At 35.1% G+C, this 25,627-nt stretch carries 20 protein-coding genes, 2 pseudogenes and 1 riboswitch; of the genes and pseudogenes, 5 read left to right on the forward strand and 17 right to left on the reverse strand.

Annotated elements, in window-relative coordinates; all coding sequences use genetic code 11:
• Positions 1-22: 22 nt before the first annotated feature.
• The 7 genes from odhB to HNQ35_RS08045 form a co-directional block, all read right to left on the reverse strand.
• Positions 23-1,264, reverse strand: coding sequence for a 2-oxoglutarate dehydrogenase complex dihydrolipoyllysine-residue succinyltransferase (odhB, locus tag HNQ35_RS08015; RefSeq protein ID WP_146936308.1), 1,242 nt, complete (start codon positions 1,262-1,264; stop codon positions 23-25).
• A complete protein-coding gene (locus HNQ35_RS08020; protein WP_146936310.1) occupies positions 1,261-4,110 on the reverse strand; it encodes a 2-oxoglutarate dehydrogenase E1 component in 2,850 nt (949 codons plus the stop codon). The genes odhB and HNQ35_RS08020 overlap by 4 nt, the downstream gene beginning before the upstream one ends.
• Positions 4,111-4,636: 526 nt before the next feature.
• Complete coding sequence (gene trmL, locus HNQ35_RS08025; protein WP_146936312.1) at positions 4,637-5,110, reverse strand: tRNA (uridine(34)/cytosine(34)/5-carboxymethylaminomethyluridine(34)-2'-O)-methyltransferase TrmL; 474 nt, start codon at positions 5,108-5,110, stop codon at positions 4,637-4,639.
• A gap of 48 nt (positions 5,111-5,158) precedes the next feature.
• Positions 5,159-6,034, reverse strand: a complete 876-nt coding sequence (locus HNQ35_RS08030) for an amidase domain-containing protein (RefSeq protein WP_146936314.1) — start codon at positions 6,032-6,034, stop codon at positions 5,159-5,161.
• Between the two features lie 54 nt (positions 6,035-6,088).
• Entirely contained in the window at positions 6,089-6,619 is a 531-nt protein-coding gene (locus HNQ35_RS08035; RefSeq protein WP_146936316.1) for a methylated-DNA--[protein]-cysteine S-methyltransferase, read from the reverse strand.
• Between the two features lie 42 nt (positions 6,620-6,661).
• A complete protein-coding gene (gene queG, locus HNQ35_RS08040) occupies positions 6,662-7,798 on the reverse strand; it encodes a tRNA epoxyqueuosine(34) reductase QueG (protein ID WP_146936318.1) in 1,137 nt (378 codons plus the stop codon).
• A gap of 101 nt (positions 7,799-7,899) precedes the next feature.
• A complete protein-coding gene (locus tag HNQ35_RS08045) occupies positions 7,900-8,589 on the reverse strand; it encodes a Crp/Fnr family transcriptional regulator (protein WP_146936321.1) in 690 nt (229 codons plus the stop codon).
• A gap of 261 nt (positions 8,590-8,850) precedes the next feature.
• On the opposite strand from HNQ35_RS08045, the gene dat reads away from it, so the two are divergent.
• A complete protein-coding gene (gene dat / locus HNQ35_RS08050) occupies positions 8,851-9,720 on the forward strand; it encodes a D-amino-acid transaminase (RefSeq protein WP_146936323.1) in 870 nt (289 codons plus the stop codon).
• 29 nt (positions 9,721-9,749) lie between these two features.
• Here dat and HNQ35_RS14240 read toward each other — a convergent pair.
• A pseudogene (locus HNQ35_RS14240) lies at positions 9,750-10,055 on the reverse strand (IS5/IS1182 family transposase); the annotation flags it as partial.
• A gap of 589 nt (positions 10,056-10,644) precedes the next feature.
• On the opposite strand from HNQ35_RS14240, the gene HNQ35_RS08055 reads away from it, so the two are divergent.
• On the forward strand, positions 10,645-12,636 hold the full coding sequence (locus tag HNQ35_RS08055; RefSeq protein ID WP_221261449.1) for a S9 family peptidase: 1,992 nt from the start codon (positions 10,645-10,647) through the stop codon (positions 12,634-12,636).
• Between the two features lie 158 nt (positions 12,637-12,794).
• On the opposite strand, the pseudogene HNQ35_RS14580 reads toward HNQ35_RS08055, so the two are convergent.
• From HNQ35_RS14580 to HNQ35_RS08070, 4 genes and pseudogenes are all read right to left on the reverse strand, one after another.
• Positions 12,795-12,985: pseudogene (locus tag HNQ35_RS14580) on the reverse strand (hypothetical protein); the annotation flags it as partial.
• Between the two features lie 377 nt (positions 12,986-13,362).
• On the reverse strand, positions 13,363-14,316 hold the full coding sequence (locus HNQ35_RS08060; protein WP_246118054.1) for an alpha/beta hydrolase: 954 nt from the start codon (positions 14,314-14,316) through the stop codon (positions 13,363-13,365).
• A 113-nt stretch (positions 14,317-14,429) separates the two neighbouring features.
• Complete coding sequence (locus HNQ35_RS08065; RefSeq protein WP_146936329.1) at positions 14,430-16,700, reverse strand: YhgE/Pip domain-containing protein; 2,271 nt, start codon at positions 16,698-16,700, stop codon at positions 14,430-14,432.
• A 336-nt stretch (positions 16,701-17,036) separates the two neighbouring features.
• Positions 17,037-17,864: a cytochrome c oxidase assembly protein gene (locus HNQ35_RS08070; protein WP_170226612.1), complete on the reverse strand. Its 828-nt coding sequence runs from the start codon at positions 17,862-17,864 to the stop codon at positions 17,037-17,039.
• A 403-nt stretch (positions 17,865-18,267) separates the two neighbouring features.
• Here HNQ35_RS08070 and HNQ35_RS08075 point away from each other — a divergent pair, with 403 nt between their 5' ends.
• Both HNQ35_RS08075 and HNQ35_RS08080 read left to right on the forward strand, forming a co-directional pair.
• A complete protein-coding gene (locus HNQ35_RS08075; protein WP_246118055.1) occupies positions 18,268-18,948 on the forward strand; it encodes a pentapeptide repeat-containing protein in 681 nt (226 codons plus the stop codon).
• A gap of 152 nt (positions 18,949-19,100) precedes the next feature.
• Positions 19,101-19,145, forward strand: a riboswitch (PreQ1 riboswitch).
• 9 nt (positions 19,146-19,154) lie between these two features.
• Positions 19,155-19,643 (forward strand): QueT transporter family protein, encoded by a 489-nt coding sequence (locus HNQ35_RS08080; protein ID WP_146936335.1) that lies wholly within the window; start codon positions 19,155-19,157, stop codon positions 19,641-19,643.
• A 723-nt stretch (positions 19,644-20,366) separates the two neighbouring features.
• On the opposite strand, the gene HNQ35_RS08090 is transcribed toward HNQ35_RS08080, so the two are convergent.
• From HNQ35_RS08090 to HNQ35_RS08105, 4 genes are all read right to left on the reverse strand, one after another.
• Positions 20,367-21,149, reverse strand: a complete 783-nt coding sequence (locus tag HNQ35_RS08090; protein WP_146936337.1) for a sulfite exporter TauE/SafE family protein — start codon at positions 21,147-21,149, stop codon at positions 20,367-20,369.
• Positions 21,150-21,215: 66 nt separating this feature from the next.
• A complete protein-coding gene (locus HNQ35_RS08095; protein ID WP_146936339.1) occupies positions 21,216-22,346 on the reverse strand; it encodes an MBL fold metallo-hydrolase in 1,131 nt (376 codons plus the stop codon).
• A gap of 21 nt (positions 22,347-22,367) precedes the next feature.
• Entirely contained in the window at positions 22,368-22,691 is a 324-nt protein-coding gene (locus tag HNQ35_RS08100; RefSeq protein WP_146936341.1) for a rhodanese-like domain-containing protein, read from the reverse strand.
• Positions 22,692-22,923: 232 nt separating this feature from the next.
• The gene (locus HNQ35_RS08105; RefSeq protein WP_146936343.1) at positions 22,924-23,271 is read right to left on the reverse strand and encodes a winged helix-turn-helix transcriptional regulator; all 348 of its coding nucleotides are present in this window, start codon (positions 23,269-23,271) and stop codon (positions 22,924-22,926) included.
• A gap of 133 nt (positions 23,272-23,404) precedes the next feature.
• On the opposite strand from HNQ35_RS08105, the gene HNQ35_RS08110 reads away from it, so the two are divergent.
• A complete protein-coding gene (locus tag HNQ35_RS08110) occupies positions 23,405-23,743 on the forward strand; it encodes a DoxX family protein (protein ID WP_146936345.1) in 339 nt (112 codons plus the stop codon).
• A 357-nt stretch (positions 23,744-24,100) separates the two neighbouring features.
• Here the strand turns inward: HNQ35_RS08110 and HNQ35_RS08115 are convergent, their stop codons facing one another.
• Positions 24,101-25,564, reverse strand: a complete 1,464-nt coding sequence (locus HNQ35_RS08115) for a sodium/proline symporter (protein ID WP_146936348.1) — start codon at positions 25,562-25,564, stop codon at positions 24,101-24,103.
• Between the last annotated feature and the right edge of the window lie 63 nt (positions 25,565-25,627).

The raw sequence follows: 25,627 nt of genomic DNA on the forward strand, positions 1-25,627 counted from the left end.
ATGTGGACCGAAGCTTTGATTATTACCCTTCTAATAATAGGTCATATGGATCTTCAAGCATTTCTTTAATACGTACTAAGAAGCGTACTGCTTCACTACCATCAACAATACGGTGGTCATATGATAATGCAAGATACATCATTGGACGTACTTCAATGGAATCATCTGGCATAACAACTGGACGTTTTTGGATAGAATGCATACCTAGTATTCCTACTTGTGGCGCATTTAAGATTGGTGTAGACATCATTGATCCAAATACACCGCCATTTGTAATGGTAAATGATCCGCCTTGTAATTCACTTAAACTTAATTTATTATCACGTGCTTTTGCAGCTAATCGTTTAATTTCTTTTTCCACCCCTGCAAAATCTAGGCGATCTGCATCGCGAACAACTGGAACAACTAACCCTTCTTTAGCTGCAACAGCAATCCCGATATCATAAAACTGTTTAATAACGAGTTCGTCACCTTGGATTTCCGCATTGAGAAGTGGGAATTCTTTCAATGCACCGACAACTGCTTTTGTAAAGAACGACATAAAACCTAATTTCACACCATGTTTTTCAACAAATTTTTCTTGACGTTCTTTACGGAGTTTCATAATATTTGTTAAATCAACTTCATTAAATGTCGTTAACATCGCTGCTGTATGTTGCACATCAACAAGTCGTTTTGCAATTGTCATACGACGGCGAGACATTTTTTCACGAATCACTGGTTTGTCAAATTCTGTCTTTTCCGCTTTTGCAGGCGCTTTTTTAGCAGATGCTTTAGGCTGAGTATCTGCTTTATGTGCTGCCTCCACATCTTCTGGGCGAATACGGCCAAGTGGGTCACGTGGACTTACTTTGGATAAATCAATATTTAACTCACGAGCACGCTTTCTAGCAGCTGGTGTCGCAATGACATCAAGCTTATCAGCTTCTTCTGCTTGTTCTTCTTGAACCGTTTCTTCTTGTTTCGGCTCTTCTGCTTTCACTTCTTCTTTCGGAGCTGCTTCTTTAGCAGGAGCTGCACCAGCTTCAGCACTTTCATCTACTTTAGCAATCACATCTCCTACTTCTACGTCTTCACCTTCTGGAACTAAAATTTCTGTGATGACCCCTGCATAGTCAGTATTAACTTCAACATTAACTTTATCTGTTTCAAGCTCAAGTACAGGGTCACCCTTCTCGACACGATCGCCTTCTTTGACAAGCCATTCAGATATAGTACCTTCAGTAATCGACTCAGCTAACTCTGGAACGATAATTTCCTTCATTTGGATTCTCCTCCTATAGTTGGGTTAATTGCTTGTTGTACAACTTGGTTTTGTTCTAATTTATGAATATTTGGATCACCAACAGATGGTGAAGAACGCTCAGGACGACCAACATAGCGCAAGATTTGTTTATCTTGTAATAATTCACGTAAATATTCGCTTACAAAACTCCAAGCTCCCATATTCTTTGGTTCTTCTTGAACCCATACAATCTCTTCAAGATTAGGTAACTGTTTCAATTCTTTTTCTAGTTCTTTCTTAGGGAACGGATAAATTTGTTCTAAACGAAGCGCGCGTAACCAATCAAATTTCTCATCAGAACGCTCTATTTCTTGCTCAATATCAACCATTACCTTACCACTACCAATTAAAAGACGCTTTGCATTTTTCTTACTTACTTTAAGGTTCGGCTGATTACGTAACGCTTCAAACTTACCGTTTACAAACTCCTCAGCTGGTGATGCAATGCGCTGATTACGCAGCAGACTTTTCGGTGTCATTAAAATTAATGGACGAGCTTGTTCTGTTCCTTTTAATGCAGCTTGACGACGCATTAGGTGGAAGAATTGTGCTGTTGATGTCACATTAGCAACAATCCAATTATTTTCAGCTGATAACTGTAAATAACGCTCTAACCGTGCACTTGAGTGTTCTGGTCCTTGTCCTTCATATCCATGTGGAAGTAACATGACCATATTAGAAATGTCTCCCCACTTTGCACGTGCTGATGAAATGAATTGGTCAAAAATAACTTGTGCCACGTTAGCAAAGTCACCGAATTGTGCTTCCCAAATAACAAGTGTTTCTGGAGATTGTATACTATATCCATATTCAAATCCGAGAACACCTGCTTCAGATAATGGGCTATTTCCTATATCAAATGAAGCTTTTGCTTCCGCTAGTCCGTGCATTGGACAATACGTTTCACCTGTCTCAGCATCATGTAAGACGAGATGACGATGTGCAAATGTACCACGTTCAGAATCCTGTCCCATAAGACGGATTGGAATACCATCTTGCAAGATTGAAGCATATGTCAACGCCTCAGCTGCTCCCCAATCGGCTTTATTCCCTTCATCAAGTGCTTTTTTACGACGCTTTAATATACGATTCAAGCCTTTGAATTGATTAAACCCTTCTGGGCGTTCTAGTAATCCTTCATTTAAAGCACGTAATGTTTCTAGTGGTACAGAAGTATCAATCTCTTCTAAATCAGCTTGTAATGCAGCAGGTACTTTTGGCTCTTCAGCAACAACTTCATTTTCTTTCATATTGTCATAAATCTCACGTAGCCCAGACTCTATTTCATCTTTCATTTGGATAAACTGCTCTTCTGTAATGATTCCCTCATTTGATAGCTTTTCAGCGAAAATGGTTGCGACTGTTGGGTGTTCGTCTATCGCTTTATAAAGAGTTGGCTGTGTTGCTCTTGGTTCGTCCATTTCATTATGACCGTAACGACGATATCCGACTAAATCAATTAAGAAGTCTTTATTAAATTTCTGACGATAATCATATGCTAGTTTAATCGCTGATAAACAAGCTACTGGATCATCAGCGTTGACATGAATAATCGGAATTTCAAAGCCTTTTGCTAAATCACTAGCATAGCGTGTTGAACGGCCGTCTTGTTGATTAGTTGTGTAACCAACTAAGTTATTAGCGATAATATGAATGCTCCCACCAGTTGAATAATGTGGTAAATTACTTAAGTTTAAAGTCTCTGCGACAATTCCTTCTCCTATAAATGCTGCATCTCCATGAATAAGGACTGGAATCGCTTTATTCATATCTTGCTTTGAATAACCACGTTCAGACCTGTCTTCTTGGGCTGCACGTGCAAAACCGTTAACAACTGGATTAACAAATTCCAAATGTGATGGATTATGAGCCATTATGATACGTGTTGTCGTTTCATCGCCATTTTCTACATCTCTGACAGCACCGAAATGGTATTTCACATCACCACTCCAGCCATAGTTAATCCCTTTAGAACCTTCTGATGGAACAAGTTCTTTGTCTGGTGAATGATGGAATTCAGAAAAAATGACATCCATTGGCTTACCTAGGACATGTGCTAAGACACTTAGGCGACCACGATGTGCCATTCCCATCATAATATTTTCAATCTTATCTTCTGCAGCATATTTAACAATGCGATCAAGCATTGGAACCATAGCTTCTAAACCTTCAATTGAAAAGCGCTTTTGTCCGACAAATGTTTTTTGTAAAAAGTCTTCAAAACCTTCGACTTGTGCTAATCTTTTTAGAAGTTGTTCTTTTTCTTCTTGAGATAATTGCACTTGATTTTTTCGTGTTTCAATCTGATCAAGTAACCATTGACGTTCTTCGTCACTATTAACATGGTCATATTCATATGTTATTGTACCAGAATATATTTTTTTCAATTCTGTAACGACATCTAATCCATGACGCACGTGATTAGGTGCTTCTTCCCAAAGGAATTGAGCTGGAATATTTCTTAAATCTGTGTCTGTTAAATTATAATAACTCGGATCGACTAAATGTGATTTGCGATCTTTTTCACGTAAAACCGGGTATATATCTGCTTCTAAATTTCCATAACGACGAATCGCTTCAACAAGCTTCATTGCAGCTGTTATTTTCTTAATATCGCTATGAGATGGAGCTTTTGTAATTTGTCCGTCTTGTTCATCATGTTGCCTCCACACTGGGGCTCCGTATTGGTCAAATAATTCTTTAATAGATGGATCGACGAGCTCCGCATTTTCTAAATATAGTTCATACTGTTCTTCAATATACCCCATGTTTGGGCCATGAAACCTTTCCCAGAATCTTAGCGTAGATTCTTCACTTTGTGCCACATCCTATACCCCCATTAGAAGTTAACTTTCTCCGTAGCTATACGGCTTTCATACTCCACAGTCTATTATAGATATAGAGTGCTTCTTCATCAACTAATATACCTTATTTCATTAATCGATACAATCATTACAAAAGTTAGATTTCTATTTGTTTTGTTACTTCACAAATCATTTTGTATAAGATAAGGTATTTTACGTTGAAAACAATAAAAAAGCGTTTGAAAATTTTTCTGATTTATGGGATAGAATCCTTTTCCATTTTAACCGTCTTAATTCACAATTCACTAATTTTCCGTTATAATAGAGTATGAATCAAATGGTTTAATATTGCTCATCATAAGTTTTAAGGACGAATACATATCGACATAAGGAGGCATTTGCAATGAAAATTTCGCTTATTTTAGGAGTTGTAGCTGTGTTTTTAATTTCTATTTTTTCAGCTGGATATGAAGCAAAACCAGGAGTTCCGAAAGATAACCAATAAAAAAAGCCGCCATAGTCTAGTCGTCATGGCGGCTTTTTTCATTTATTTTACACCTGGAAAGCCTTGTTGTCGTAACACTTCATAAACAATAATGGCAGCCGTATTCGATAGATTGAGTGAGCGCACTTGATCATTCATATGAATACGCAAGCATCTGTCTTCTTTTCCAACAAGCAATTCTTTCGGTATTCCTTTTGATTCCTTACCAAAAACAAAAAACAACTCATTATTAGAGTCACTATAATCATAATCCGTGTAATACTTTGTTCCGAAGTTTTCAATATAATAAAACTGACCGTTCGGATAAGCACGATACAATTCATCAATCGATTGATGCTCCACAACGTCAACACGGTCCCAATAATCTAGACCTGCGCGTCGGACCATTTTATCTTCTAATGAAAATCCAAGTGGATGAATCAAATGAAGTGTCGTATCTGTTGCTAAACATGTTCTCGCAATATTTCCCGTGTTTGCAGGGATTTCTGGCTGATAGAGCACAACATGTAAGCCCACTTCTCATTACTCCCTTACTTTTATAATCATTTAAACGATATTATTATATCATGATTCTGTAAGATGAAAAAACTTATATTTAATTTGTGGTGTCCACGCGGTAGAGTCTTCATACGACCAATAGCGATGACGACTATTGATAGTATGTGCATTAACAAGAGGCATATTGTAAGCATCTTTTTTGACGACTATCGTCGTATGATCCCACCTACCGTCCCCTTGAAAATCGTAACATATGACATCACCTGGAATTAATTGTTCAGGTGATGACTTTTCAATCCCTCTAATTCCTTGAGATGCACCACTTAAATACCAGCGCATACTATGTGCTACAGCCCAACTATAACTCCAATTATCATGACTGTACCACCAGCCTTGATTTCTAACAGGTTCTCCCCACATCGGTGCACCACCAGCATACAAACATTGAGATACATAATTTGTGCAATCTACATCAAATTGACGAAAATCAGGATGATAACTATTCCACCACCTTTCTGCATATTGAACAGCTTTTAATCGATCATATGAATAAAAACGAATCCTATCTTTCTGATTTTTTCTATTATGTATTAAATCTAATGACGGTTGTTTTTCATCTGTAATAGATAAATGACTCAATAGTGGTTCATGAATCGTTTTCCCGCTCTTTTTCCTAACATAACGATACGGAATAACAAGCTCCTCAGCATAAATCAATTCATGTTGCTTAATTAAAAAGACAATATGTAATAAATAATGTAGAGATATATGATAAGCATCAATTAAGCGGCGATAAATATGTGCTTTTCCATTTATTTTAATGATGTCAGCCTTCCGCTCTTTATATGATTGCCTTTTACGTATAAGCCAATTCGGCATACACGCTTCCCGATTGGACTGCGAAGATAAAATATCCTTCCAATACTTTTCCCATATATACATAAAAATCTCCCTCCATTTATATCATATGGAGAGAGATTCAGATATATCATATTTTTATATCTTTTTTAACATCTTTTGTTCATGTTGCAATAAATAGCGTTTTCTTTCAACTCCACTATCATAACCGACTAATTTCCCGTTTTTACCAACTACCCGGTGACATGGTATAACAATTGATAGTGGATTCTTGTTTAATGCGCGACCAACAGCTCGACTGCCTTGTGGTCGACCAATCATTTTAGCGATATCCTGATATGACAATGTTTGGCCATATGCAACCTCTTTTGTGAGTGTCTCCCAAACTTGTTTTTGAAATGGTGTACCGTAGACTTTCCACTCAAATGAAAAGGCTAATCTTTCACCAGAAAAATATTCATTTAACTGTTCAATGACTTCATGACATGTTTCTGGATAATGAAGAAACACAGCGTTCTCAATATAACGTTCTGTCCAATTCTGAAGTTGTAATTCAAGTTCCTCAAATGTACCATAATCGATACGAAGGACTGTGTTCCCATCATTTATGATTAACATGGGGCCGACCGGCGTATCGATGTCTGCAAAGTATAATGTTGTTTGTTCCACAAAAGCCCCTCATTTCGTTCGAAAATCATATCGTCTATAAACTTAGTCGTTTCTTCTAAATTGTAGACCTTTTTCCATCTCATAAATAACACGTTCATCTGTTTCGTAGGCAATCGCTTCTTCTATTGCCGCAAAAGCCTCTTCTGTGCCAATCTTACCTAATGTCCAGGCAGCGGTTCCGCGTATCTCAGGTCGAACATCTTCACGCATAACTTCAATTAAATCTTTTACAGCGGTTTTATCTTTGAAATGCGCTAATGCAAGGATCGCATTTCGCTGAATTGGCTTTTTACCACGCCATGACCCTGACATGGAACCGAATTTCTCACGAAAAGTTCGATTAGATATTTTTAATAATGGTTTTAAAAGTGGTTTTGCCACTTCAGGATCCGGTTCAAATTCAGTCTGGTGATGAAAATCAACATGGCGATTTCTCGGACATACTTGTTGACATGTATCACAACCGTATAATCGATTACCGATTTTGTCGCGGAATTCATCGGGCAAAAACGTTTTTGTTTGTGTTAAAAAGGCGATACATCGCTGTGCATTAAGTTGTCCACCTTGGACAAGTGCTCCAGTTGGACAAGCATCAAGACATTTACGACAATCACCGCAACTATCTTCTATTGGTTTATCTGGTGTAAACGGAATATTCGTAATGAGTTCACCTAAATAAACATATGAACCAAATTCTGGTGTAATGATTGAGCAGTTCTTACCACTAAATCCGATGCCTGCTCGCTCAGCCACCGCACGATCTGATAATTCCCCAGTGTCAACCATCGATTTAGTAACCGCATCAGGGACTTTCTCTTTAATATAGTTCGCTAACTTTTCAAGTCGTTCTCTTAAAACGACATGATAATCCACTCCCCATGATGCACGACAAAAAATACCTCGGCGGTTTTCCTTTGTTCCACGAGGTGCATTTTTCATACGTGATGGATAGGCAACTGCAATAGCAATGATGGATTGTGCTTCAGGTACAAGTCTTCTTGGTTCTGTTCGTTCTTCAATCGTTCCTTTTTCAAAACCTGACTGATAGCCTAATTCTTGTTGTCGTCTGAGTCGTTCTTTTAACTCAGTAAAGACATCAGCTGTCGTAAAGCCTATTTTATCAATCCCAATTTGTTTACTATACTGAATGACTTCTTTTTTCAATATGCTGATATCCATATAGGACAACCTCCTAGCACTTACCATCTTACGAAACAATTGAGAAGTTATCAATAGTATATCATTCTTCATTTACATTGTATGAACGATACGATTTCATTTTATAGCACACAATTTTTTACCGCACACGTTTCACAAGCTAATAATTGTGTCAAATAATCTATATCTTGAATAACATATTGTTTATTTATATTTGTAACGATTCCGTTTTCCTTCCATTTATTAACTATACGGCTAACTGTTTCTCTCGATACCCCGATATGTTTACTAACATCCTTTAATTTAATTGGCTCAGTAATTGAAATTCCCTCTGACGAAATTACCCCATACATATTAGAATAGCGAATAAAGATTGATGCAATTGCCCCTTCTGTTCCGAAGGCGAGGTAATCTCGTATTTTTGCCTTACTAATTTCAAGTTCTTCAGTTAACCATTTTGTAAATTCTAAACCTATTTTACCATTTTGTTTTATCAAGGACTCGATATCTTCCTTTTGTAATACATATAATTTGCACCGCTTTGTCGCTTTTGCCGTATTTGTATATTTTGTTCCAGTAAATACACCTGTTTCTCCAAATGCATCTTGTTTACGTCGAATAAATATCGTTATTTCTTTATCATCACTAATATTTTTAAAAATACGGACTTCTCCTGATTCAATAAAATATAAATGATGTGCTGGATCTCCTTCTTTATAGACCGTGTCACCTTTTTCAACGATATATATTTTACTCTTCAGTATAATTTTATCTCGATCGGCTGGTTCAAATCGTTGAAGTAATGCAACCAATTATTTCGCCACCCTTCTACCTTCTACTTCAACTATATCACCGATAAGTATAACCATATATAACAACTTTTCGAATTTTATTTAGTCACAGACATCATCATCTGTGGAATACAATATAACGAGTATATTTACATTCCATATGTATCCGTATATAATAGCCTATAAAAGTAGCCATGTTTTAGGAAGTCGTATGAAGCTTGCTTTCACCTAGTTTAAGAAAGCCTCATATTGACGACAGAGAAAATAAAGGGGGAATCAACGATGGGAGTGTATCCTGTAGTCTTATCACAAGCTAAATTTGTACATCGCGACAGTCTTAAATATCCATTTGAAGAGCGCGGACTACAATTTGGTGACGGAATCTATGAAGTGATTCGAATTTATCATGGAAAATATTATTTGTTAATGGAACATGTCGAACGGCTTTATCAATCTGCTGAAGCAATTAAACTTAATTTACCTTACCCCAAACATGAATTGATTGAGCTATTGGATGATTTATTACAAAGAAATAATATGACAGAAAATGGGAAAGTATATTTACAAGTCACACGTGGATCAGCACCACGCGATCATGTCTTTCCACAAAATGTTACTGCAAATATATATGCCTATATTAGTAAACAGGAACGGCCTCTGGAGCAGCTTAAACATGGTGTTTGTGTTATAACGGAACGTGATATCCGTTGGGAAAAATGTTATATAAAAAGCTTAAACTTACTTCCTAATGTTTTAGCAAAACAAACAGCTAACGAAAAAGGATGCTATGAAGCGATTCTCCATAAAGATGGCCTTGTAACAGAGTGCAGCTCTTCTAATGTATATCTCGTAAAAAACGGACAAATTTATACACATCCTATAACAGAAAATATTTTACACGGCTGTGTGAGAATGGCTGTCGAAAGATTTAGTAGCGAATTAAATATTCCATTTATTGAAAAAGCTTTCACATTAGATGATATAAAAACCGCCGATGAAATGTTTCTAACAAGTAGCACATCGGAAGTACTACCAATTGTAAAAGTTGATAATATTCAAATTGCCGACGGAAAGCCAGGACCAATTAGCAAAAGACTTCAAGCAGCATACGAAAAAGATGCATTAATCCAAATAGAAACTGTGGGCCAATAAATTTAATATAATAAGACGAAAACCAGTGTTTAAAATCTTTTGTAAATAAGATTCAACAAATCAATATAAATGGAAGAGGCTGGGACAAAACCAGTCTTAAATGAGAAAAATTGCGGAATCAACATTAAAACGTTGTTTCCGCAATTTCTTTTTTGTTTCGGATTGTTAGGATTATTATTATTTTGGATTTTGGCGGTATACTTTCTTAAGTTTACCGCCATTAAGGCAAATGCTCATTCATTTTCTACTTTCGTTTTTTCTCTGACCGAAAATTGAGAGAATGACAAATTAGCCTTCAGGAATCCAAAAACTGGTTCAACATTTAATTTTGTTTTTTATATTTTTCATAATCAATTAGATGATAAAATACAAAAAATCCATACTGGGAACGAGTAAAGTTCTCTACTCCACATGATTACGCCTAAATCTTAGAATCCATGCGGAGTAGGTAGTTCCACCCCTCATGGTTACACGCAAATCTTCAAAACCATGCAGAGTGGTTAGCTCTACCCCTCATGGTTACGCTCAAATCTTAGAATCCATGCATAGTAGCTAGCTCTACTCCACATGATTACACGCAAATCTTTAAAACCATGCAGAGTAGTCCTTTCTACTCAACATAATTTCATCCAAAAGTTCAAACGATAGTGAATAATTCCAGACAATAGTATAAACAAACCTCAGCTTGCTCTATTGATCATTCACGTACTGTCATGATCATTAGGAGAAGGAGACTGGGACATAAAGAAAAGTGAACAAAAAAATAGTTTTTTCATCATCAGAGGTTTTGTCCCAGCTTCTTTTTCTTATGAGACACAGTTATATTCTTGCTTATTTTATCTAGGAGATTGATTCGTTAATCGAAATAGTTTAAAATAATAAAACATTGTTTCATATATTTATATTTTTGAAAGGGGAATTCTAATGTCTAAACGTTCAGTACAAGTCGATGATTTTACTTCACTACAAGTTTTAAGCGATCCACAGTTTGCTATGAATGGTCAAGATTTCTTCTATGTATCTACTACGATTAAAGATAAGAAAAATTATGAATCTCATATTTATCGATACAATCAACAAAAACAATCACAATGGACATACGGACATCATCAAGATAGTCATCCACGCGTTTCACCTGATGGAACAAGACTTGTTTTCCAATCCAATCGATCGGGAACAAACCAAATATGGCTCATGTCACTATTAGGTGGTGAAGCAGAACAACTGACGACATTAACTCATGGGGCAACCAATCCAGAATGGTCAAAAGATGGAAAGACGATATTCTTCTCGGCGCTTCTAGACAATGATGATGATGTTCAATCACAAAGAGAACTAACTAAAGAGGAAAAAGAAAAAAAACAAAACGAGAAAAAGAAACAGCCACTCATTGTAAATCGCCTAAAGTATAAATCAGATGCACGAGGTTTCCATGATGATAAATCAATGCAAATTTTAGCGTATGATTTACAAACAAAACAAATCACGCCATTAACTTGTGGTGGACACCATCATTATTTTCAAGATGTATCACCAGATGGTAACACCGTGCTATTTACTGCTAACTTAAATGAAAATGAAGACGAAGAACTTTATCTTGATCTGTATACACTCCATATTCCAACAAGGAAGATAACGAAAATTAATCAGCAAAAGGGTAGTTTTTATCAAGCAGCCTTTTCACCAACTGGCAAATATATCGCTTGTTTCGGACATGACTTTAAATATATGGGAGCCACATTAACTGACCTATATATCTTTGATCTAAATAATCAGACCGAAACATGTCTGAGCTATCAATGGGACATCCAATTAGGGGATGCTATGATAGGTGATACCCGTTTAGGCGCTTCACAGACTGGACCTGTTTGGAATAAAGATGAAACAGCATTATATTTTATCGCAACAGATCATGGTGCAACCGGTTTGTATAAATCAGACTTAAACGGTCATTTAGAACCAATCTATCATAATCACTCACATGTATTTGGATTTTCTTATGACTCGAAATCTGATGCATTTATCTTCGGAATGAGCACACCAACTGATCCAGGAAATTTTTACTATATAAAAGAGAATGGAAAGATGAAGCAGCTAACAGATGCGAACAAGGATTATTTAAATCGTGTCACATTATCTGAACCTGAAGAGATACAGTTTACAACATCAGATGGCTGGCCGATTCAAGGGTGGTTACTTAGACCGTACGGATTTAAAGAGGGTAAGAAATATCCATTAGTCCTTGAAGTACATGGGGGACCACACGCGATGTATGGGCAAACATATTTTCATGAGCTACAACTCCTTGCAGCTAAAGGTTATGTCGTTCTTTACACGAATCCGCGCGGCAGCCATGGCTATGGTCAAAAGTTCGTCGATGCTTGTCGTGGAGATTACGGTGGGAAAGATTACAGGGATTTGATGGAAGCAGTCGATTATGCACTTAAAAGTTATTCTTTCATCGATGAAACAAGAATGGGCGTAACTGGTGGTAGTTATGGTGGATTTATGACAAATTGGATTGTAAGCCATACGAATCGATTTAAAGCTGCCGTTACACAACGTTCCATCAGCAATTGGCTTAGCTTTTATGGCGTTAGTGATATCGGCTTCTTCTTTACAAAATGGGAACACGGCTATAATTTACTTGAAAACCCAGAGAAACTATGGGATTTTTCACCGCTAAAATACGCAAAAAATGTGGAGACACCATTACTTATATTACATGGTGAACAAGATTTACGTTGTCCTATTGAACAAGCTGAACAACTGTTTATTACTTTAAAACATTTAAAAAAGGAAGTCGAATTTGTTCGCTTTCCAGGTGCTAATCATGAATTAAGTCGTAGTGGGGAACCACAATTGCGCATTGAACGACTAAATCATATTTGCCGTTGGTTTGAAAAGCATTTATAATCCATAAGGCGTATGACTAGAGTCTAAGACAAAATCTTTTATCAAAGAAAGAGAACGACGTACATATACATCTTTTAAATATACGTCGTTTTTAGTGAAAAACTGATAAAGCCTCCGACGCCAGAACATGACGATTATTACCGACCTTTTGCTCACGATTAAAAATGTGTGCATAAATCACTTACTGAAACCTTTAAAGGACAAAGAAAGGGATCGGACAAAAGAGTTTTAAATGAGAAAAATTGCGGAAACATTTCAATGTTGTTTCCGCAATTTCTTTTCTGTTTCGGATTTTGGCGATATATTTTCTTAAGTTTAACACCATTAATGCAAATGCGATATCATTTTCTTGAAGTTTCACTTACAAATCCATACCAACAGATGCTTTTTTATGGCTGAATTTTGTCTCAGTCTCTTTGTTATATTCTATTAAATGATAAAATATACAAAAGTCCAAATTGACAACGAGTAAAGTTCTCTACACCACATGGTTAAGCGTAAATCTTTAAAACCATGCAGACTAGATAGCACCACTCCACATGGTTGAGCATAAATCTCCGAAGCCATGCAGAACAGATAGCTCTAATGATCATTCACGTACGGTCATGATCATTAGAAGAAGGAGACTGGGACAGAAGGACAAAGTGAACAACAATAGCTTTTTCATCTTTCAGAGGTTTTGTCCCAACCGCTTATCAATTCATTCCTTAAATTCTTATATATGAATCAATCGTTTACATACTTGCTTAAAAATGTTTGTATGTTTTGTATATACGATTCTTTTTCTAATACAAAAGCTTCACCATGATTAGCATGTGGAACAGTCCACACGATATGTGGGCTAGATGTATGTTCTGCCAACTCTCGTGTCATATCAGTTGGTACGAATGTATCATTTTCTCCATGAATATATAAAATGGGTACTTGAGCTTTTGTTACTTGTTTCAATGCTGATGCTTCTTTCAATGTATAATCAGCTTTTATATCCGTTATAACACTTGTTAAGTCTAGTAAAGGAAAAGCAGGTAAATGAAACATTCGATCCATTTGGTATTCGAACAATTGATATACATCAGAATACGGACTATCAGCAATCATTGCTTTTACTTGTGGTGGGAGTGTTTCACCACTAGCCATTAAGACGGTCGCTGCCCCCATTGATAATCCATGATAAATAATGTCCGTATCTTCCCCTAGTTTATCAATTAATAGATCCGTCCAACCGATTAAATCAAGCCGATCGTGCCATCCAAACCCATAATAAGCCCCTTCACTCTCTCCATGACCTCTTAAATCAGGCATAAAAATATGATATCCTAATTGTTCATAATAGTATTGACCAAACAATCCCATCTGTTTTCCATGACCTAAATAACCATGTGCAAAGATGACTAATTTATTTGTTGGTTGTTTCGCTTCTAGAAAATAACCTTTAAGCTTTAAGTCATCAAAGGATGTCAGCGTCATATCTTGGAACGATTGTTTTTGTACCCAGTTGCGCCAATCACCTGCTATAAACTCTTCCATCGCTTGGGCGGAAACCTCTAAATCCTCGTTTCCTTCAAGAAACTTCTTTTCCCCTCTTTGAATAGCTAAATAGTAGAAGTAATAACTTGAACTAATAAGTATAATAAATACAATACATCCTAATATAAATAAGCGTTTTCCCCAGATTTTCACAATTAACACTCTCCCCATATCTGTTATTCTATTATAGCAGTAAATGAATAATCATTGAGATGGGAGTTTTTTGAAATGAAAAAGCTGGAAACAACACCGTTTCCAGCTTTTTATTATGGAAATAGACCAGATTCCTGAGATTTCTTCTTTAATTCACGTGAATGTTTATTAATCGGCTCTTTTAAAAATGCTCCAAAAACAAGCGCTAATACAGCAAAAACAGCTAAAAATAACATATCATGTATGACACGCTCCCAAACGATACCACCAATCGCTTCCCGCATAAGACCAACCGCATACGTAAATGGTAAGAATGGGTGAATCTTTTGGAAGAATTCTGGTAATAAAACGACGGGATATGTGCCACCAGATCCTGCAATTTGGAGTACAAGCATAACGATTGCCCCTGCTTTTCCGATATCACCTAATACGGAAACAAGTGTATAAATAATTGTCATAAAAACGAGACTTGTATATAAGCCGAATACGACAAACATAACTGGATTCTCTGCCTGCACACCGATTGGATATAAATCTCCTACAGTTACAATTAAAGTTTGTAACAATGAAATAGACCAAAAAGTATATAACCGACCAAAATATGCTTCCCGAAACGTATAACTCTCAATTCGCTCTCCTTCTGTTGTCACAACAGAAATAAGTAGTAAACCACCAACCCAAATAGCTAAAACAGTATAAAACGGTGTCATTCCTGTACCATAATTTTCGATAGGAAATACTTTGTTTTCATGAAGAACGACTGGTTCAGCGAAGAAGCTTTGCTCAGCTTCGGGATCATTTTGTAATAACTCAATAATGTCAGCCAAGTCTGCTTCCTCGTTTAACTTTCTTAGTCGATTCGCTAAATCAGTTACTTTTTTATTAATTGCAGGAAAGCGGTTCATTGCTTCGTTTAAACCATCTTTTCCTTCTTTTAATTCTTTCTTCACTTTACTCAACATTTGATTCACTTCAGGAAGTGTCGCTTGTACGTCATTAATCACCGTTTCTGCCTTATTTAATGTTTGATGACCTTGTTTTAACACTTGATTCACTTTGGGCTCTACTTTTTCTGTAAAGTCTTTCGAAAAGGTGTTAAGGTGTTGATTCGCATCTTTTGTTAATTGGTGAACCGTAGATAAGGTCTTTTCTAGTTGTGGTTTTTCTGAATTCATATCATCTTGTAAGTGCTTAACATGTATTTGCATTTGTTGTAACTGATTTTTAAATTTTTTAAAATCCTCAATGATTTCATCTATCGATAGTTGATCTTTTGTTTGTAACAAATCAATAATCTGTTCAATCGTTTTCGATTCTTGTGATCCTTTACTAAACTGTTCTTTTAAAGCTGTTAAGTCTTTTTCAAGAGCCGTATGTTGTTCTCGTAAATGTTGTTCTGTTTCACTTTTCGTTTCAAGAATTTGAATCAAACTATCTAACTTTTCCATACCATCTGAAAGTTGTTCATCAATAGATTGTGTTTTTTCTTTAACCTTTTTTAAGTCAATCGGCTTTTCTGTTATCTTTTCAAAATAATGATTTAATTGGTCTACTTCTTTTTGAACGTCTTGAACCATATTCGTGATAGTTGGAGTTAATGTCTGCCAATGCTCATCAACGGTGTGTAATGTTGTTTTTGCATTTTTTATTTTTTGAAGGCTTTCTTTAGTTATTCTATCGATCTCTGGTAAAGCCGCCTCAGCTTTTCCAAGCATTTTATCAGCTTGTTCAGCATCTGAATATGTCTGATCGAGCTTCTTTTTAATAGACGGCATCTTCTCTTCTAGTGTAAAAACATATTCTTCAAATTGTTTGATATTTGGTAAGTCCTTCTCAAGCTCTATGCCAATCTCGTTAAAAATGTCAAAAATTACACCGTTCACCGTGGAAACGAATTGACTACTAATATTTTCCGCAATCACACTGGCACCTTTTCCAGTAATCTTAGGAGCAATAGCATTAATTTTCTCATTCACATAATAATCAATATGGGCCTTCTCAGGTTGATCTGATACAACCGACCCTAATTTTTCTGACAAATCTTTCGGAATGATAATGACCGCATATAAATCACCATATTCCAACTCATCTAATGCTTCTTCTCGCTTTAGAAAATGCCAATCGAAAGATTCGTTCTTTTTTAATGTAGCGATTAGTTCTCCACCGACATCGATATCGTTTTCCCGAATAGTTGCTCCTTCATCTTCATTAACAACTCCAACAGGAATTTGGTCTGTTTGACTATATGGGTCCCATGATGCTTTGATATTAAACCAAGCATATAAAGACGGTAAGACAATTAGTCCACCTATGACAACTGCTACAACCCAGTTGGTCATAATGTTTTTCCAATCTTCTAAAAAAATATGCCAACTATTTTTCATATAAACCGTCCTTTTATTTAATTCTTTTTAATAAGCATGCCTTATTTTGCCATATTTATCAATCATAATTACAAAATAAATAGGATGAGCGCTTCTTATGACACTTATATTTATTAAAACATGATTCTTTTAAAATAATACAAACTCAGATCAGTAGCATTAAACTGTTTTTAAATGAACGAATTCAGTTATGAAACAAGCTTGTTCTCTTAATTGTTCTCAGTATAATCAACAATGAATGTTAATTGAACACTTTTTAATGAATGACTAAAGTCATTTTCGCACAAAAAAAAGCACTCTTATGCGGCTAAAGAGTGCTTAAAATATTATGTTTCATTATTCTCTATTCAATCGGGGTTCAATTATGGAAACAAGAATCATCGTTATCACAAAGATTATCACTTCACCAATTAATAATATTTTTCCACCTAATTGTTGCTCCATATGAGGTTTATTCGGTAACAATGTTTCATAAAATGAAGCTGGTAAAGGTTCTTCATCTGGTGGGAAACAAGCTTCTAATGCCTCAACGAAAACTCCTAAATCTGAATATGTTTGATATAAATTATCTGTTGAAAACATTAGAAATAAACTGACGGGAACGAGTGCAATCATGCTAGCTCCTAAGTAAATTATTTTTTGTTTTTGATTTAAGCGAATCCGTGTAACAACTGGAATCCAAAATAAAATAGCCAAAAAGAATAAGCCAAACATATAAAAATAGTTTACATAAATATCCATTCTACCTGCATCAAAAACTGAAGGTAAATGGAACAGACTAATTGCTAATAAAAATATAATGAATACGAAATACGGATTTGTTAAGATTTGGGCAATTTTTTTAGCAATAGGAAATTTCATGACACGGTGGATAATTTCGGTTTTAAATCCAATAATTAATAAAGGCGGTGCTACTAAAAAGAATAGTAAAAGCTGAATAATATGGGTACTAAATTGAATTCGAGCAACGATATTTAATGGACTGCCAATTGCAATATATGCTACCGCTACACCAACAATAAATACGACCGATTTCCACCATGTATGGTTCTTTCCATTCGGTAAAATAAATAAATATAAAATAATTGTAAAAAATGCAAGTAGTAAAATACCACCATTCCAAACAGATGAGACATGTAGTTCATCTAATAATAATTTAATCAATCGAGTTTCCCCCTTACCTATCCAAACACATACTTGTAATCTTAGTGTAGCTTAAAATATGTAAGAGAAAGGGGATTAAATATAACAAAATCATGAAACTTATAAAAAAAATGAGCTTCTGTCACAAATTGGACTTGAATATGACTATCAGCTACCCTAATGAAAATATTAAAACGCTAAAAACCATCATGTGAATATACCCAAAAAGAGGGTTACTAACAGATAATAAGTCATCAAGTTAGATTAAAAAATATCTACAAAACAAAATAATCCACAACTAAAACTGAACCATGTCATGTCCATTAATCTCTTTTCTTTATACAATTATTATATTATACTAGATACAACAAAAAAGACAGATAATTAAGTATATTAAGTTATAAATATGAAAGTAGGCGTAAATGTGCAAAAACCAAGACTTCCACACGATTTACCTATACAAACATTTAAACGAATAGATGATCCATATTATTCTTTATGTATGTTCAAAAGTGAAAGCATTTGCGATGAAACGATTCAACCAATTTATTTTCATCAAGTCGTCTTTAAACATGTTTCTTTCAATAATGTAGTGTTTTCTAATATTGATCTCATGGATGTCATTTTTGACCACTGTGATTTATCAAATGTGGATTTTAGTGGCGGTATCATTCACCGTGTCCATTTTAAAAACTGCAAAATGCTTGGGATGAATTTATCTGAAACAACATTTCATCATGTTAGAGTAGAATCATGTCAAGCTAATCTCAGTGCCTTTGGATTTTCTCGTTTAAAACATGTTGTATTTGACGAATGTTTCTTAGAACAAAGTGACTTCTATGAATGTACGTTTAATAAAGTAGAATATCACCAATGTCAATTAAACGAAGCAAACTTTGCAAATACGTCATTAAATGGCGTTGATTTAAGCACGAATTCTTTTGAGAGGTTAACAGTGAGTTTACCGGAATTAAGCGGATGTACCGTTTCATCAGAACAAGCAATTGGTTTTGCAAAATTGATTGGTTTAAAGATAAAGGAGGATGCATCATACATGAATAAAGAAAGTGGTCGAGACATAACTAGCATCCAACAATTAGATTGATATAAACGCTTGTAAACTGAATCGATAGACTATACTTAAGAGGATTTCTTGTCGTACGATTTATATGTATTTGATATTCATAAAAAGATCATCATCCGCTTGAACTTTTGACATATACATTATAATTCGATTATACTTATTTATTGTGAATAATCACCGTGGTTCGAAACCATCCCACGTAAAAAAACTAAGGGAGAGAATAGAATATGAAATCAAAAACACTTGTAACAAATGCACTTGTGGCCGCACTTTACTTCGCTGTAACGGCACTTGTAGCGCCATTTGGATTCCTAAATATCCAACTTCGGCTGTCCGAATTATTTAATCATCTCATTGTTTTTAACAAGAAGTATTTCTTCGGAATTATACTCGGTGTCTTTATTGCTAATTTAATTTTGTCACCGACAAAGGCAGATCTTGTATTCGGTGTCCTCCACACAGCGCTTTCTTTAGGAATGACAATGTTATTTGCTCAATTTGTTAAAAACAAAGTAAAACTTATGTTCATTAATACCATCGTTTTCTCATTTAATATGTTTATCATTGCATACATGTTAAAAGTATTTGTAGGATTGAAAGATGGTTTTCTCATTCTATGGTCTACATTAGCACTAAGTGAATTTGTGACGATGGGATTAGCCATATTTATCGTTTACTATATTAATAAACGACTCAAACTAGAACAATTTGTATAAACAAAGCATCCAATAAGTCCAGAACAGACTTATGGATGCTTTTTTATATGAAGCACTTACTTTATTTTCTTATCATTTATGTCATAAAAAACAGAATTCACTTAACGTCCAAGTGAATTCTGTTATATTAATTAAACAAGCCACATTTGCCGTATAAACGAGTAAAAAAAGTTTTAAACCACCACTTCGACCAAGTGGGTGTTCGCAGAAGCTTTCCTGCCTTCCGCTCAATCACGGCACGGCATTAGAGCTTCGATTTAAAACTCCCTATACTAACAATAGAGGTTAAAACTTATTTATATACGTACAATGTAGCTAACTGTATTGTACGGCATTTAAATTACAAAATCAATATTTTTTAAGTGCTAAAAATAACCATTCATCTAACAACGCATATTTTTAAACTAACTGACTCAAGCGAACTTATTCATCATGATTTTTATTTCGAGCTTTCTATTTGTTAATCATTTATTTAGATAAGACACTTCTCTTTCGGTCAAATTACTTACTAAATATCACGTCTTAATTTTAGAAATCTCTCTTGTCAATATGCTCATGATTCTCTTAAAGTAAAGCAGTGACCATTTTTTATCAACTTTTTACTTAATAATTTGTTCGTTTGGAAATATATTTAAAACGGACAAGGATTTTCAGAGTGATTTGGGCTAATATAAAATTGGCGATGAAAATGAAGCCTTTATAGTTAATGACAAAATAGATCATTTAAATGATTTCGACCCAAATTTTTATCGCAGTTGCTAAAATTAATAGAGCAAGTATCGATTGTAAAATCTTTGTATTCATTTTTTGTCCTGCTTTTGCTCCTAAAGGCGCAGCTATGAGGCTTGCTACAATCATAATAAGAGCTGGAACATAAAGTATTTGTCCTGTTAATACTTTTCCAGTTGTCGATCCAATTGATGAAATAAATGTGATAGCCAAAGACGATGCAATAGTCATACGAGTTGGAATCTTTAGAACAACTAACATAATAGGAACAAGAATAAATGCACCTGCTGCACCGACAATACCAGCTCCAACACCAACAATAAAAGCGAATAAAGCGGCTAACCATTTATTAAAAGTAACCTCATCTAACGGAATATGATCAATTCCTTTTTTAGGTACAAACATCATGATAGCTGCAATTGTAGCTAACACACCGTAAACGAAGTTAATAACTGTTTCTGTTAGAAATTGAGAGCCATAACCACCAATAAAGCTACCTATTAAAATACTAATTCCCATATAGAATATGAGTGATTTATTTAAATAACCACCTTTTCTATAAGCCCAAACACCACCGATCGTAGCAAAAAATACTTGAATCGCACTAATACCTGAAACTTCATGTGCTGAAAGTGTCTGAAGTCCTAATAGAGCAGGAACATATAAGAGAAGGGGATATTTAATAATTGATCCTCCTATGCCTACCATACCTGAAATAAACGAACCAATGAAACCAATTAAAAAAATAACAACAACAAATAGTAAACTATACTCCATCCTGTCATCCCCTAAAATAGAGAGGGACCTCCCAATTGGAAGTCCCCTTTAATTTTAATACATCCATTAACCTTCAACAGCACAACGGTTGGGACCAGATTCCATTTCGCGTTGTTTTTCTAATTCGGGATATATTTTTCCCATATTTGTTTGACGAATATCTTGATATGCATTTGGTTGTGGTGGGAGATTTTCTGTTACTAATTTGCGAAATGCTTCTTCATCTTCAACATTAAGACCTGAATTAGTTACAAATAGGTCTCCTAAACGAGCATAGACTGAACCATCTTGATTTAATTCTTCAATAAAGGAAAAATGTGCTGGTAAAACAACGAGATCATCTGACAACTCTTTATAACGGGTATAAAGTGTATGACGTAAATCATTAACCCAATCCGTAGCCTTACCAGCTAAATCTGGTCGTCCTATTGATTTAACGAATAAAATATCACCTGTTAATAAATACTGATCGTCAATAATTAATGAGGTACTTCCAATTGTATGCCCTGGTGAGTAAATTGGTTGAACTTTTACGGTTGTATTTCCAACATAAATATCCTTTCCTTCTTCTAACGCCTCGTATTCATAAGTCACTTCAGTCGCATCCTTCGGTGGGAGATAGTAAGTTCCACCAGTTTGCTCTGCTAACTTTCGACCACCTGAAATGTGATCAGCATGTAGATGTGTATCAATAAGGTGTTTAATCGTTACATGTTTGTCGTTTGCAAAAGCTATAAATGTCTCAGTCATACGTACTGGATCAACAATTGCTGCTTCACCACTTGATTCAATAAAATAAGATAGACATCCTTTACCTAAGCGAACAAATTGATAAAGTGTTCCACCGTCTTTTAAATCACCAATTTTGACTGGCTCTAAATGTTCACTCCATGCCTTCATACCACCTTCTAAATTATATACATTTGTATACCCAGATTCTTCCAACTTTGCTGTAATTTCCGAAGATGTTCCCCCCTTGGCACAAACAACAACAACCTCTTCATCTTTCTCAAGACGACCATCTAGCTTTTCCAAATTTTCTACTAAACTGTAATACGGTTCATTAATATGTCTAACAGTTACTCCTTCAATTTTCCAATTATTAAAGTTTTCCTGAGAACGAATATCAAGAACAAGCAAATCCTCATTGTTAATAATCTTTTTTGCTAATTGACTAGCCGTAATAATCGTTGACATTCATCTTTCCCCACTTTCATCTTATTTTTCGACCCCATTTTCTATTGGTCCGTCCCAAGCAATCATACCTGGCACAATATTGAATACATGTTTGAAACCATAATGCATAAGCAGATGAGCTGCATAATCACTACGGTTTCCAGTTCGACAAATAATATAAATTTCCTTATCTTTCGGTAATTTAGATAGACTGGATTCTAATTGACCTAAAGGAATATGAACTGATTTAGGGACATGAGCATATGCATATTCATGGTCCTCTCGAACATCTAAAACAAATAAATCAGGTTGCTTTTTATATTTTTGCTTAAATGTCTCTATTGAAATAATATAATCTTGTGTCATGACATCTCTTCTCTCTACATAATATTAATTTAAATGTACACATTAATATGCGCGCGCATAATTTTAAATTAAATACATATAGGGGTATATTTTAGGGCGTAGAAAAGTTACCACTATTAGTAACTTGTTTACGATATTAAAGCAGTTTGGTTTATTTGTCAACAAAAAAACACCCCAAAAGTTAAATTTTTCACTTTAACTTTTGGGGTGCAGTACCGATCGTTTTTTTTATTTATCCTTCTGCAATATCAATATTATGTTCTACCATGTATTTTTTATGGGTTGTTCCCCACTCTTGCATCGATTGCAAGAGTGGAATAATTTCCTTACCATATTCTGTTAGAGAATATTCAACCTTTGGAGGAACTTGTGGATAAACTTTTCGATTAACAATTTGATGATGTTCTAATTCACGCAATTGTGATGTGAGCATTTTTTGTGTGATCTTAGGAATCGCTCTTTTCAATTCATTAAAACGCAACGTTCCCTTCTCCATGAGATGAAATAAAATAATTGGTTTCCACTTACCAACCAATGCTTCAATTGCAACCTCAACACCATGACAAGTCTTATCTTGCATCAATACCACCTCTCGTCCCAATAGTATCCTTTATGATACTATAACACTTTTAAGTGCCTACTTACAAAAATATACTATTTATTGCATAATAGTTATGAGGTAATTACAACTAAAATAAAGGAGCGATTTATTTATGCACATTGTTGCAATTATACTACAAATCATACTAGGGTTAGGATTTATTATGTTTGGAGTCATGAAATTTACCTCAAAAGAAATGGTAGAAGGTTTTAACCATTTTGGCTTACCACAATGGTTAAGAGTCGTGACTGGTTTATTAGAATTACTTGGTGCAGCTGCATTGTTAATCGGAATTTGGGTGCCAGCACTTGCAGTAATCGGAGGAGTCGGTTTAGCGATTATTATGTTTTTTGCTGCACTCACTCATATCCGAGCGAAAGATCCAATCCAACAAGCATTTATGCCTGCATTATTACTCATTTTATCAGCTGTTGTAGCTATACTAAACTAAGTAACAAACGGCCTTTACTCCTTATTGAAAAGAGAAAGGCCGTTTGTTCTATTTTGAACACCACTTTTATGATTATCAATGTTTTTTAAATTCCTTGACAATGTGTTAAGGTATTGCCTGATGATTTATCAAAGCAAATTAGGCGGCTTCATAATATAGCAGTGATATGAGTCATAAAGGGTTCAATGATATATTAGTCAGTGATAAATAGATAAAGTTCACTCACATTGGCCTATTCAAAGTGAAAATTAAGCTTTGAATGGTAATGATTACACCATTAATAAAGAAGATCCACCCCCTAGAAAGACGAGATGTTTATATGAATCGTTAATACTCGTCATGTCATACGCATATTTTTTATCCATTTTGTCCTATGCCTAAATCTTTTTTCTCATGGTTACGATTTGGATACAATAAACTAAATATCACACCAAAAATACTAGCAATGAAAAATGTCGTAAATCGAGACGTTATCATTTCATCCAATGGTGTACTAATCCAAATAACAGTAAATACAAAACCTGAAATAATCGTAGCAATTAATCCCACGCTAGAATAACGTTTCCAGAAAAACGTTAGAAGGATTGCCGGTGATAATGTTCCACCTACGCCTGCCCAAGCCCAACTGACAACAAGGTACAATAACGAATCAGAGAATAACGCAATAAACATACCTGTTACTCCTGCAAAAAACACCGTCATTCTTGAAATAAGTAGTAACTGTCGATCAGAAATATTCAACCCTAATGTTTTATGAATAATATCTTCACTTACTGAACTCGTAACGACCATTAATTGCGAATTTGCTGTTGTAATAATTGCTGCCATTATGCCAGCCAATAAAAGTCCAGAAATCCACGGTGGCATTAAATCAATAATCATTTGTGGTAAAACCGTCTCCACATCGGTAAAAGAATCTTGTTTATACATCGCAATAGCCGCTAATCCGATTAAAAATGCTCCTGTATAAGCAAGTAATGTCCAAATAACAGCTATCCAAATACCTTGTTTAGCTTCTTTTTCATTTTTCATCGCCATAAACCGTGCACTTAATTGTGGTTGACCGCCTAGATAACCAAAAAACCATGAAAAATGATTGAAAAACAAAACACCAATGGCAAAACCTGTCGCCCCACCTAACCAAGCATCAAATGACGGTCCAGCCATCGTTAGAGAATCAGCAATGGACAAATCATTTGACCAAATATAAATGAGAGCAACAATTGGTAGAACACATAACGTTACTAGCATCATAATACTTTGAATCATATCTGTCCAAACGACAGAAATAAATCCACCAAATAAAGCTGTCGCGATAATAACGAGTGTTGCAATCATAATACCAGCAGTCTCATTTATCCCAAAAGTCGTCAAAAATAATTTACCTGCTCCTGCTAATTGTGCTCCTACATAAAATACGAAAAAGCTAGCAATCAAAACCGTCGTTAACCAACGAATGATTTTTGCTTTATCACCGAATTTTGTTGCTAAATAATCAGGTAATGTAAGAACATGGTATTTTTCTCTTTCTTTCATAAATTTTCTAGATAAAAATACCCATGCAAAAATAATTCCAGAGGCTATCCCAGCTGCCACCCAGATGCCTGACAAACCAGTTGCAAAAACAAAACCTGTATACCCTAATAATAGCCAAGCTGATTCCCCTGTCGCCCGTTCAGAAAAAGCTAATGCCCAACCTGGTAGCTTCTTTCCACCTAAAATAAACACATCATGACTCATCTTCGTTCGACTCGTAAAATAACCTACTACAATTATCAATAAGAAATACAAAATAAACTCCGTCAATACAACATAATCCATTTATCTCCCCCCCTTTATGTAATCGCTTACATTATATGATATCAAAAACACCTATTATTCATA

It is taken from the genome of Cerasibacillus quisquiliarum, assembly GCF_014202495.1.
In the GTDB taxonomy this organism is placed as follows: Bacteria; Bacillota; Bacilli; order Bacillales; family Amphibacillaceae; genus Cerasibacillus; species Cerasibacillus quisquiliarum.